General features: G+C 48.5%; 11 protein-coding genes and 1 tRNA gene. 1 reads left to right on the top strand and 11 read right to left on the bottom strand.

Annotated elements, in window-relative coordinates; translation table 11 throughout:
- Window position 1: 1 nt before the first annotated feature.
- The 11 genes from F7231_RS14215 to F7231_RS14165 form a co-directional block, all read right to left on the bottom strand.
- Window positions 2-1,573 (bottom strand): hypothetical protein, encoded by a 1,572-nt coding sequence (locus F7231_RS14215; RefSeq protein ID WP_166692381.1) that lies wholly within the window; start codon window positions 1,571-1,573, stop codon window positions 2-4.
- Window positions 1,574-1,895: 322 nt separating this feature from the next.
- Window positions 1,896-3,428, bottom strand: a complete 1,533-nt coding sequence (locus tag F7231_RS14210; RefSeq protein ID WP_085411573.1) for a GH3 auxin-responsive promoter family protein — start codon at window positions 3,426-3,428, stop codon at window positions 1,896-1,898.
- An 82-nt stretch (window positions 3,429-3,510) separates the two neighbouring features.
- Entirely contained in the window at window positions 3,511-4,407 is an 897-nt protein-coding gene (locus tag F7231_RS14205; RefSeq protein ID WP_166692380.1) for a glycerophosphodiester phosphodiesterase family protein, read from the bottom strand.
- Window positions 4,408-4,504: 97 nt separating this feature from the next.
- A complete protein-coding gene (gene trpA / locus F7231_RS14200; protein WP_085411574.1) occupies window positions 4,505-5,299 on the bottom strand; it encodes a tryptophan synthase subunit alpha in 795 nt (264 codons plus the stop codon).
- 111 nt (window positions 5,300-5,410) lie between these two features.
- The gene (gene trpB, locus F7231_RS14195; protein ID WP_166692379.1) at window positions 5,411-6,610 is read right to left on the bottom strand and encodes a tryptophan synthase subunit beta; all 1,200 of its coding nucleotides are present in this window, start codon (window positions 6,608-6,610) and stop codon (window positions 5,411-5,413) included.
- Window positions 6,611-6,676: 66 nt separating this feature from the next.
- Window positions 6,677-7,321, bottom strand: a complete 645-nt coding sequence (locus tag F7231_RS14190; RefSeq protein WP_166692378.1) for a phosphoribosylanthranilate isomerase — start codon at window positions 7,319-7,321, stop codon at window positions 6,677-6,679.
- A complete protein-coding gene (gene trpC / locus F7231_RS14185; RefSeq protein WP_166692377.1) occupies window positions 7,318-8,145 on the bottom strand; it encodes an indole-3-glycerol phosphate synthase TrpC in 828 nt (275 codons plus the stop codon). Before trpC ends, F7231_RS14190 begins: the two co-directional genes overlap by 4 nt.
- A 116-nt stretch (window positions 8,146-8,261) precedes the next feature.
- Complete coding sequence (trpD, locus tag F7231_RS14180; RefSeq protein ID WP_085411578.1) at window positions 8,262-9,248, bottom strand: anthranilate phosphoribosyltransferase; 987 nt, start codon at window positions 9,246-9,248, stop codon at window positions 8,262-8,264.
- Window positions 9,249-9,370: 122 nt separating this feature from the next.
- The gene (locus F7231_RS14175; protein WP_085411579.1) at window positions 9,371-9,937 is read right to left on the bottom strand and encodes an anthranilate synthase component II; all 567 of its coding nucleotides are present in this window, start codon (window positions 9,935-9,937) and stop codon (window positions 9,371-9,373) included.
- Window positions 9,938-9,964: 27 nt separating this feature from the next.
- Complete coding sequence (locus tag F7231_RS14170; RefSeq protein WP_166692376.1) at window positions 9,965-11,404, bottom strand: anthranilate synthase component I family protein; 1,440 nt, start codon at window positions 11,402-11,404, stop codon at window positions 9,965-9,967.
- Window positions 11,405-11,579: 175 nt separating this feature from the next.
- Window positions 11,580-11,669, bottom strand: a tRNA-Pro gene (locus F7231_RS14165).
- A 109-nt stretch (window positions 11,670-11,778) separates the two neighbouring features.
- On the opposite strand from F7231_RS14165, the gene F7231_RS14160 reads away from it, so the two are divergent.
- Window positions 11,779-12,597 (top strand): Fpg/Nei family DNA glycosylase, encoded by an 819-nt coding sequence (locus tag F7231_RS14160; RefSeq protein WP_085411581.1) that lies wholly within the window; start codon window positions 11,779-11,781, stop codon window positions 12,595-12,597.
- The last annotated feature ends 47 nt before the right edge of the window (window positions 12,598-12,644 follow it).

Raw genomic sequence — 12,644 nt, 5'->3', positions numbered from 1 at the left:
TTTAGTTTTCTGGTCTCAGTTCATATAGCATATACTGTTCATCCATCACAATGCTCCCTACAAAATGCTGTACAGGAATTAAGTTTAACGAATCAGCCTCTTGATGGGGCATTTTGCCGCTGACAATTAATAGTACTGGCCCGATAGTACGCTTTCTGACAGAGTCGACCAACTGTCTGTTTGTCAGAAATTTCACCTTGCTATCATTTTTTAAATAGTTGTTCTGCCGACCTGAGGAAGGGTAATACATTCTAAAGCCCGGAATGAAGGCAGCAACACTCTCCCCTATATTGTCGAGATAGCCAGCCAGAAAATGATCTTTATAGCCTTGCGATAGAATGAACGCTGCTACTTGTTTTCCCATGGAAAAAGGCCGTCTGGCATCTTGATATCCGGCAAAAAATGCCATTGCAACCTGTAAGCTCAGCAGCAGGACCCAGGCTTTATTGGCAAACAGAATGCCAGCCTTCTTAGACACGGTTATTGACTTTCTATAGTCGATCAGTTGGGGCTGAATCCATAGGAAACACACAAAAGCAATGAAAAAGTGACCGTGATGGCGAAATATTCCTGGATAGCGGGTGTAAAACATAATAAAGACCGCAAGGCATGCTGCTGTCCACCCAAGTAGTGCCACACGGCTACGGAACATTGGTACTGCCACTAGACCAATGATACCAAGCACAACCATGCATTTCACCAGCAACTGAAGTGACCCGTTTTGTATATTATCTAGCAAAGCTGTATTCCAGAAATACCAAGGATCTGCCGGTATCTGGAGGAACGCATTTACGAAATAGGTAGCTGATCTGAAGAATCGCTCTACAGTTAACCTTGTATCTATCCAGTATAAGTTGAGATCAGCCGGGGGGACTACAGATAGGTAACAGAAAGCTAACCCCGCCACAATCAGCAACAAGCCTACTCCATAAATAAGCCAATTTGCTCGTATGGCAGCTTTATTATGTAGGATGCTGTCAAGAATCAACGCGCCATATAAAGCGCATCCTACCAACGCGGTTAATGCAGATACTTGTATCAGCACCATCAAGATTAAGCAAATGCTTAGGTAAACCAGGCTGCGAGATCGGTACCGGAAAAGCGAGCATACGACGAATAACAATAATATTCCGAGCGCATAATTCCGGCTGATAACTGCATATTCGTAGGCAAACAGATAGCTAAAAAGAAGTAGTGATTTAGTAACGATTGAAAAAGGAGCATAACGTACTAATAAAAGCATGGCCCCTACAATCATAGCCCAATGTGCTATCTGAACCCAAAAAAAATCTTTAGTAAACTGGCTTATAGCATACAGTATTACGTACCAGGCATCTGGATGTCCCTCATATACTTTGTTAGCATGAAGTGCATTTAGTGACTCGCTGTGCAGGACAATCACCCAGGCGTGTATCTCGTCAAAACAGGGTTCGTGACGACGCATCAAAAATCCCGTAAATAGCGCGTATGCTCCTAAAAGGACCCATTGCGGCCACTTGACTTCCTGATACTGTTGGTTGGTTGGTTTACGTTTGGTTTTTGTGTGTAGTGTCTCTGGAGTAGTAAACGACATTTATATCAATGATGTGGTTGCGTTACTTCATCAGCTTTCAGACGGTTGAGTAAATTCGGTTCATTACGTGCCTGTCATTGTCAAACTAAATCGACAAAGAAGTCAGATAAATAGATATGCCGAATGAATATATACTGTATTGACAGAAGGGAGACAACGAAGCCTAAAGAGCTTACTAACAGACTGTTTTAGCCACTAATAACTGTTATTTTTATCAATTATCTATCAAACTGCGACAAATAGTATATTAAGTTAGTGGCTGGTTCCTAACATACGTTGTGTACTAACGTGTAATTACTGCGGAGAAGGCTTAGCTCAGTTGCTACTTATAGACGTTGCCATAGCGGCCGCCGAGTAAATCGTCGACGTATTCGCGGGAGTTGCTGAGGCGGGGGACTTTGTGCTGCCCGCCAACTTTACCGCGCTGACTCATCCAGGCGTAGAACGTACCTGTAGGCACGGCGTGCACTACGGGCTTAACGAGCGCCAAATCATGGTAACGCTTAGCGTCGTAATCTGAATTAACCTGCCGGAGGGTATCATCAAGCACGCGTGTGAACTCCGTAAGGCTACTTGGGTCACGGGCAAATTCGATCACCCATTCGTGCCCTCCCTGCTGACCGTGCTGCATATAGACGGGGCCTGCCGTATAGTCGGCGATAACGGCGCCTGTAGCCAGGCAAGCCTGCGTAATAGCCATCTCAGCGTTCTCGACAATAACCTCTTCCCCAAAGGCATTGATAAAATGCTTGGTACGCCCACTAACCCGGATCCGATGGGGGTATAGAGAGGTGAAACGGACCGTATCGCCAATTCGGTAACGCCACAGGCCAGCATTGGTCGAGATGATCAGCGCGTAGTTTCGGTTTAACTCTACCTCTTCAATGGTGTATGCTTTTGGGAATGGCTGATCAGCTTCTTCGACTGGTACAAACTCATAGAAGATGCCATAATCGGGCATGAGCATCATCTCGTTGGCCCGGGTCATATCATCCTGAATGGCGAAATACCCTTCAGAAGCGTTGTATACTTCCTGAAATCCTACACTACTACGACCAAAAACCTGCTCACTGAATAATTTACGGTAAGGCTGAAACGCAACGGCTCCGTGAATAAACACTTCAAAGTTGGGCCACACATCAAGAATACTTTCTTTACCGGTCTGGTCAAGCACCCGTTGTATCAGCACCATAGTCCAGGTAGGTACGCCCAAAATACTGGTTACGTTTTCCTGCGCCGTGATGTGAGCCATCCGGTCAATTTTAGCCTCCCATTCGTCCATCAGGGCTACATCGAGCGACGGAGTTCTGATTACCTGCCCCCAGGCAGGCAGGTTTTTCATAACAACAGCCGATATATCGCCCGTTGCACTGTTGTGGCCGTATGGATTTGCATGCAGGCTACCACCGATAGACAGCCCTTTCCCCTCAAAAACACGGGTATCCGGCCGGTTCGCGATGTAAAGCGCCATCATGTCTTTACCGCCTTTTATGTGGCAGTCATCGAGCGCTTCCGACGAAACAGGAATGTACTTGCTACGGGCATTGGTTGTTCCTGACGATTTGGAAAACCAACGGATAGGCGACGACCAGAGTACATTCTGCTCGCCTTTCATGATCCGTTCTATATACGGAAAAAGCTCTTCGTAACCTGATACGGGCACCCGTTGCTGAAAATCCTGCACCGACTGAATGGCATTGTAGCCGTATTTTCGACCCCATTCGGTACGCCGCCCCCGACCGATCAGCGATCGGAAAACGAGTTGTTGCGCTTCGCCAGGGCGGGCCTTCAGTCCCTCAATTCGGGGAAGGCGCCGACGGAGAAGCCAACTGAGCGTCGTGTTCAGAAATGTCATACGGGCGGTACGATCAGGCGATTAAGCTATAAACTTAACCGTTTGCCGGTCTAAGTACAAACACGTATTGCGTTGGCTTGTTCTATAGATCTTTTGCACGGTTAGGATAATCGGTGATTAACCCATCGACGCCGAAGTCGAGCATACGGCGCATATCGGCCACATTATTCACCGTCCAGGGGATTACTTTGATACCCTGTTGGTGCAGTTTTTCCACGCCATCCCGCCCAATTAACTGATAACCGGGGCTATAAATAGCCGGTTTGAAACCAAGCTTTTTTAGGTTATGGTCGATACCCCGAATGTTTTCGACCAGTGCCGCCAGTCGAACAGGCAGCGCTTGTTTAGCCAATATTTGCAGGTGCCATTCCTGCAAGATTGCGAAATCGAAGCTCTGAATAATTAATCGTTCAGCCGGGATACCTGCCCTGGTAAGCACCGCGTTTACCAGCCGACAGAACTCCACCGGGCGGGGCTGGCTTACGTCATATTCCGTCTCCTCGCTTTTCAACTCAATGTTGTAGGCGAAAACTGGCAGCTTTTTTTCGGTTCGATAGGCCTCCACTGCCGCAATCATATCGGTGAGAAGCGGTTTGGCTACCTTCAGTTTCTGCTGTTCAGGAAAACGGGCGTTCCCATTCGAGCCAACGTCATATTGCTTAATATCAGCGTAGGGCATCCTGTATAAAACCAGGCTTTTTTCCTCACTCTTCGTCACCGGCGTACCATCTGGTTTGATGCTAAATGCGGCGTTGAAATAGGGCTCATGCGAAATGACCACCTGCCCGTCCTGGCTTATCACCACGTCGAGTTCCAGTGTGTTTACGCCCAGGTCGAGGGCCGTCAAAAAAGCCGGGATTGTATTTTCGGGCATTAAGCCCCGGCACCCCCGATGGCCCTGCAGATCGTAGGTACGTGCCGGCTGGGCAGCGAGTGAACTGGTTGTAAGCATACACAGAAGCAGCAGTACCGCGCGCATACATCGGTTGATTCGTGAATTCAAATGTAAAAAAAAGCCGGTAGCTGCTCGTGTTCACAAACAGTTACCGGCCTATGTGGCGCAACGCCAACTGTATTTATGCTGGCCTTACCGCTTTTACGAAGGCTTCAATGCCTTCAGCACCGGGCCCATTTTTTTCCAGATGCTTCACAAACGCACTACCAATGATAGCCCCGTTGGCATGCTCACTAGCCGTATCAAACGTCTCCTGATTGTTGATCCCAAAACCGATCAACCGTGGGTTACGCAGGTTCATGGTTGCTACACGTTCAAAATAAGCTTTCATGGTGTCGCTGATACCAGATACAGACCCGGTAATGCTCGCCGATGACACCATATAGATAAACCCTTCCGATGCTTCGTCGATAAAGCGGATGCGCTCGTCTGTTGTTTGTGGCGTAATCAGAAATATGTTCAGAATACCGTACCGTTCAAACGTGTCTTTGTATTCAGCCACATATAAATCAAATGGTAAGTCGGGAAGGATCACACCGTCGACGCCTACCTCCCGGCATTTTTGGCAAAACGCCTCAACACCAAACTGCAGTACCGGGTTTATATAACCCATTAACAACAATGGCACCGTAATCTCGTGGCGGCAATCGGCTAGTTGCTCAAACAGGACGCGCAGCGTCATACCGTTGTCGAGAGCAACGCCATTGCTTTGCTGAATAACCTCACCGTCGGCCACCGGATCAGAATACGGCATACCGATTTCGACCAGATCAACGCCTGCCTGTTGCAAGCCACGTAGCACCGTGCGTGTGTCGTTCAATTGGGGGAAACCAGCCGTGAAATAGACATTAAGCAACCGATCGCTTTTCGTCGCAAATAAGTCGGTGATGCGGTTTTGTATGGTGGAAGTGGTCATAGAGAACAGGTTTCAGGTTTGATTTTCTGGGTTTGACATTGCTTCCCTGATCTAGCGTATCCAGACATAGCAGAGCAACGTCAAACTCGAAACATCAAACCCGGAATTCCTTTATAAGTACTTTGTATAGGTGCTCAGATCTTTATCGCCCCGTCCTGATAGACAGACAACGACCACATCGTCTTTTTTCAACGGTAGCTCATTCAGTACCGACAGCGCGTGGGCAGTTTCGAGGGCTGGAATAATGCCTTCCAACTTGCTGAGGTTGAATCCGGCCTTCAGCGCATCGTCGTCGGTAACGCTGTAAAAATAGCCCCGTCCCGAATCGAACAAGTGAGCATGAAGCGGGCCAATGCCGGGGTAGTCTAAGCCTGCCGAAATTGAGTAAGGTTCAGTTACCTGCCCGTCTTCCGTTTGCATCAGGATCGTACGCGAACCATGTAATACCCCAGGCTTACCCAACGCCGTTGTAGCAGCTGAGTGGCCAGTTGTCACGCCTTGACCAGCCGCTTCGGCGGCAACCAGACGTACCTGAGGCTCGTCGAGGAAATGGAAGAATGCGCCAGCTGCATTGCTACCACCACCCACGCAGGCTACCACATAATCGGGCGTTTCGCGGCCTTCTTTTTCTAATAGCTGTTTCCGAATCTCTTCCGAAATTACCGACTGGAAACGAGCTACCATATCGGGGTATGGGTGTGGCCCAACCACCGAGCCAATGATGTAGTGCGTATCGACCGGATTGTTGATCCAGTGCCGCATTGCTTCGTTGGTTGCATCTTTCAATGTTTGGCTACCTGATTTGGCGGGACGCACCTCAGCGCCCAGCATCCGCATACGGTCAACGTTTGGCTTCTGCCGCTCGATATCGATCGAACCCATGTAAATAATGCATTCCAGACCCATCAGGGCGCAAACAGTAGCCGTAGCTACACCATGCTGACCAGCGCCTGTTTCGGCAACGATGCGTTTCTTACCAAGCCGCTGTGCCACCAGAATCTGCCCGATGGTGTTGTTGATCTTATGGGCACCCGTATGGCAAAGATCCTCCCGTTTCAGGTAGATTGTTGCCCCCAGTTGTGCCGATAGCCGTTTGGCCAAAAACAAAGGCGTAGGGCGACCTACATAGTCGGTAAGCAGCTGCCAGAATTCAGCCTGAAACGATGGATCGGCTATAATATTCAGGTAGTTCTGGCGTAGCTCCTCTACGTTGGGGTACAACATTTCGGGGATGAACGCCCCCCCAAAATGGCCATAGAAGCCTTTATCGGTTACCTCGAATGGGGACTGGGTTTCAACTGTGGTTTGCATAAAATTAGTACTTTATCAGACGTAGCCATAAAGTGGCCATCCGCCCATTAGTGATGCTACTACTCTCTACGCTTCTTCCTCTTCTTCGATAGGCCGCAGGCGGTCTATAAGTTCCTTTACTTTTGCCACATCTTTCACGCCCGGCGATACTTCGACCTGGCTGTTAACGTCGACACCATATAGCTTCATGCCTTTCAGCTGCTCTAGCTGGTCAAGGTTTTCGAGGCCAATACCGCCGCTAATAAAGAATGGCTTCTCATTGTCATAATTGGTCAACACGCGCCAATCAAAGGTATGTCCGTTGCCACCGGGCTGATCACCTTTGGCATCGAACAGAAACAGATCGGCGTACGCCTTATAATTGTTTACCATCGAGAAATTGAACGAGCCATCGACCCGAAACGCTTTGATGATGTTTATGCCTCTGTTCTGCAGGCTCCGACAAAAATCAGGCGTCTCGTTTCCGTGAAGCTGTACGTACTGTAAATCGTACTTTTTCACAGATCGCAGAATGTACTCTGGATTCGCATTGACAAATACGCCCACTTTCCGGATTGACCGGGGTAGCGATTTGACCACGTCTGCATCCAGGTCGTCGCCCACAAACCGGGGCGATTGGTCGTAGAAGATAAAGCCGACAAAATCCGGATTCAGAGCCGCCACTTGCTCCAGATTGGCCGCGTCGCGCAGGCCGCATACTTTAATCTTCATACGATTTGATGAATGGTTTTAGACGTAACAAGTTGTTCTCTATAATCGGTCACTAAATGACCTAAAGCTGTAGCGGGATCATCCGTTTTCATAAACGCCTCTCCAATGAGAAATGCCTGATAACCGGCTTCGTGTAGCCGCACCATAGTGCTGGCTTCGTGCAACCCACTTTCAGTCACTTTCACAAACTGGTCGGGAATCAACCTAGCCAACTGAACCGATGTATTAATATCTGTGACAAAGGTTTTCAGATTGCGGTTGTTCACGCCAACCAGATCAACGGTGTCGCATAAAGAACGCTGTAGCTCATCAGCATCATGCACTTCCAGCAACACTTCCATGCCAAGCTCGTGCGCATAGGCACTCAGCGAACGCACCTGCTCGGGAGTGAGACATGATGCAATAAGCAAGACCAGATCAGCTCCCCATGCTTTGGCTTCCAGCAATTGATATGCGTCGACGACGAAGTCTTTTCGCAAGATTGGCGTTTGCGGATTAGCGACACGCGCTGCCTGTAAATCGGCGGGGGTACCTCCGAAAAATGGCTCGTCGGTTAACACCGATAACACAGCCGCGCCCGCAGCAACGTACCCACGCGTCGTTTCAGCTACATCGACCCGGTCATTTATAATTCCTTTCGACGGTGATTTACGCTTGAATTCCGAGATGATGCCGGTTGATCCTGCCGCCAAAATCGATGCCCGCGCTGAGTTTACTGAGCGACCAAAAAGTGGCATAGCACGTAGTTCACTGTCTGAAACCGCTGCTTTTCGCTCGGCAATTTCCTCCCATTTACGGGCAACTATCGTATCCAGAATAGTCATTAAGTGGTCATTTACTAGCTTATACCTTAACCCGTAACGGCGGTCGCCCTAAAGAAGACTACTGCACTGCAGGATGCTGCCGTGAAGCTTTAGCTCTTCGAAGGTTGGGGTAAAACTTATTTCATCAATTTGTCGAAAGACTGCCTTGCCCGGCCACTTGCCAACGATTCGCGCGCCTGAGCCACAGCCTCTTCACTGGTTGTAGCCCGGCCTGCGGCCATCAGCGCCATAGCCGCATTAGCCAGTACGGCCTGGGTCTGCGCGGGGGTTGCTTCATTGTTCAGCACATTCATAAATATGCGGGCTGAATCTTCTGCTGTTTTACCACCCGATAACGATTCTGGTGTGAGCCGTTGAAGCCCTATATCTGCTGGATTCAGCATGAGCTCTGTCTTGTTCGTGATTGCTTTAAAGGGGCCGGTAAGCGACACTTCATCGTACCCATCAAGCGAATGAACGACCATAAACTGCTTGTCTGTCTGCTGATAAAGGTACGCATAAAGGCGGGCCAATTCAAGGCTAAAAACCCCTACAAGCTGCTTTTGAGGCCTTGCCGGATTCACCATTGGCCCGAGTACATTGAAGAAAGTTTTTACGCCTAATTCTTTTCGGATGGGCGCCACATTTTTCATAGCCGGGTGAAATAAGGGGGCATGCAGGAAACAGATGCCAGCCGTTTCCATCTTCCGGTTCAATTCGCCGATATCGTTGGTGAACTTATAGCCCAGCCGCTCCATCACAGTGCTCGAACCAGTCAGCGACGATACGCCATGATTACCGTGTTTGGCCACCCGTTGCCCTGCTCCGGCAACGACAAATGCAGACAGTGTAGACATATTGAACGTGTCTTTACCATCGCCACCAGTACCACACACGTCCATAGCGTCATAGTCGGCCAGATCAATCGGTAGGCACAATTCCAGCATAGCATCGCGAAAACCTGCCAGTTCCTCTACACGGATGCTCCGCATCATGTAGACGGTCATAAACGCCGCTACCTGCGACTGATTATACTGGCCTTGCGTAATACCTAATAATACTTCTTTGGCCTGTTGAGTGGTCAGCGTTTTGTACTCAAACAGGTGATTCAGGATTGCTTTCATAAGGGTAAAAGAAGCAACGGGTGATAGAGGTACAGACTGAAGAAAAGACTAAATCGTAAACAGAGTGAATGAAAAGATGCCCTAAAATGCCAGGCAGCTCTCTTTACTTAATCACTCACTCTTTAGCTATCCAGCCAGTTTTTCATCATTTGCACGCCGCCAACGGTCAGTACCGACTCCGGGTGAAACTGCACGCCCCGAACGTCGTACCGAGCGTGACGCAACCCCATCACCCGACCATCTTCATCTTCGGCAGTAACTAGCAGTTCTTCAGGCAACGAATCACGCACCACTGACCACGAATGATACCGGCCCACCTTCATATCATCGGGTAGTTGATTAAATAGAAGTTCATCTCGATCCAATACATAGGCCGAGTGCGCAACTCCGTGTAATACATCACCCAGGTTTTCGAGTGTTGCGCCAAATACCTCACCGATTGCCTGATGGCCCAGGCATACGCCCATAATGGACTTAGTTGCGCTGTATTCATCAATCAGGGGCTTCAAAATCCCAGCCTCATCGGGTATACCCGGCCCTGGCGACAGTAAGATCTTATCATATTTACCAGCCTCCTCGACTGTCAACTTATCATTCCGAATCACATCGGGGCGGTGGCCTAACTCGCGCAAGATGTAGACGAGGTTGTAGGTAAACGAATCGTAATTATCTAAAACGAGAATTTTCATGACTTCCTGATCAATTGTACCTGTTGATTAAAGCGTCTCTGCCTGCTTGATTGCCGAGCGCAAAGCAGCCAGTTTATTATGCACTTCCTGTAATTCGCTATCCACTATCGACTTGGCTACGATACCAGCTCCGGCCTGGTAGTACAGCGAGTTGTTCTGGCTCATGAATGTGCGAATCATAATAGCATGATTGAACTCACCGTCGAAGCCCATGTAGCCGATGCTGCCCGAATAGAAGCCCCTACTCTGATTTTCGTAGCGGTCGATAAGCTTCATCGCCATATGTTTCGGAGCCCCTGACAACGTACCTGCGGGAAACGTTTCGGCTACGATCTGTAACGGATCGGCCCCTTCATTCAACTGACCAACGACCTTCGACACCAAATGGATAACGTGCGAGTAATACTGAACTTCCTTGAACGTCTCTACCTTCACTACATCACAGTTCCGGCTAAGATCATTCCGGGCCAGATCAACCAACATCACGTGCTCGGCTGATTCTTTCGGATCATCGTATAGCTTTTGGGCCAACTCAGCATCCTTTGCATCATCACCTGTTCGGCGGAACGTACCTGCAATCGGGTAGATAGTAGCCTCTCCCTTTTTCACCACAATTTGTGACTCAGGCGATGAGCCGAACAGCTTAAAATTGCCATAGTCGAAGTAGAACAGATAAGGCGACGGATTCAATGACCGCAATGCCCGGTATACATTAAATTCATCGCCTCTGAATGGTGTCTGAAACCGCCTTGACAACACGATCTGGAATACATCGCCCCGGCGACAGTGATCAATGCCATGCTGAATAACACCCCGAAACGCATCGTCGCTAAAGTTAGAGGTTTCGTCGCCCATCGTTGTAAATGAATAGAGCGCGTAATTACGACTCGTTAGAAAAGCGGTGACTTCGTCAATTCGACTTTCAGCAGGTTCCTCACCTTCTTGAAGGTATTGATGCTCGAACAGGTGTAGTTCATCTTTAAAATGGTTGATCGCCACGACGTACTTATACACCTGAAAGACTGCTGCTGGAATATGATTCTCCTCTGGAACCGGGGCTGTCAAATGAATATCTTCAAATCCTTCAACAGCCGGAAAACCAAAGTAACCGAATAAGCCATTCGAGATGAACGGAAAGCCCGACGACGGAGCTGCGAACTGGTCTTTAAAGACACGTAACGCAGGCATCAACTCATCTGGATTAGCTGTTCTACGTGTTTCTTCCTTCCCAGGCAACACCGTGCTAATAATGCCTTCATCGTATGTAAACCGCGCAACAGGGTCAAATGCGATATATGAAAAGCTGTTATCGTTGCCGTGGTAGTCGGCACTTTCGAGCAAAATACTATTAGGATACTTATCTCGAATGCGTAAATAGCTGCTTACTGGCGTGATGATGTCAGCCAGCATGCGCCGATGCGTGGTGTGAACAGCATACTGTTGACTGGTTTGAGGCGAAATAGTCATTGTAGAAAGGCGTTAGACGGAAGTTCGGACAATAAAAAAGGCTCACCGGGATGACGGTGAGCCTTTTGATATAGTGTTATACAAAACACAACAGGGCAACCCTCATCCTTTGCAGGAAAAGTGCCACCACCATGCTTTGTTCGTAATCTGGTTCATGTTCTTTTTTTCAACAGTATCGGGGTGGTGGGATTCGAACCGCTGCGGCGGACCGTCCACGACCTTTACGTCCCGAACGTAGCTCGCTACTAAGCTGCGCTACACCCCGATCCGGAGCACAAAAATAGTTATTCAGTCTGATTTTGAAACGGTAGCTGTAAATTTTTACGAACAAACAGCAACAGATTCGTTATATAACTGACATTTATCACTTCCATATGCCCGAATTACCAGAGGTCGAGATGCGGCGGCTTTATCTAGAAGCCACATCATTCGATCAACCTATCGACTCAATCACTGTAGAAGACAAAAAGCTACTCACCACGGATTTCAGCACGTTACAAGAGAGCCTTCACGGACGGCGGTTTCTGGGCACCAAACGAGTTGGCAAAAACCTGTTTATCTACACAGACGATCCCTCTGTCATTGTTCGAATGCATTTTGGCATGACAGGGGATTTAGTCTACTACCACAACTCAATTGATCGGCCCAGACACGCCCGTATCGTTTTTTACTTTAAGAATGGATTCTGTCTGGGTTTTGTATGCCCACGGAAGTTTGAACGCGTCGGTCTTGTCTCCGATATTGATGAATACCTAAAGTTAAAGAAAATTGCACCCGATGCTTTATCCATTGATGTAGCTACGTTAGCTGAAAAGCTAAAAAAACGGCGGTCACCAGTGAAGCCGGTTTTATTGGATCAAGCTACTACAGCAGGCTTAGGAAATTGGATAGTTGATGAAGTTCTATTTCAGGCAAAAGTGAATCCATCGAATATCAGCTCTGAGCTTTCTCTTGAATCAGTTCAAGCCATTCACGATGCAATTCACCTTGTGCTTGATACAGCTATCAGCTGCGAAGCTAATTATAAAGACTTTCCCCCTTCCTTCCTGATTCATGCCCGGCAATGGGATACGTCACCTTACGAAGACCCAGAAGCTTACAAGTACTGTCCACGATGCGGAACAGCCATTCAAATAACTGAGGTAGGCGGGCGAACCACGTATTTCTGTCCACAAGAACAAGTGCTTCTTTAAGTCGCTATGTCGTACTAAAACGTCACCGCTTGCTTTGGCGGATTCCG

Origin of the sequence: Fibrivirga algicola (assembly GCF_011742925.1) — a bacterium.
GTDB lineage: Bacteria > Bacteroidota > Bacteroidia > Cytophagales > Spirosomataceae > Fibrella > Fibrella algicola.
The sequence above is the reverse complement of the archived record's forward strand: the minus strand, read 5'-3'. Positions and strand labels throughout refer to the sequence as shown.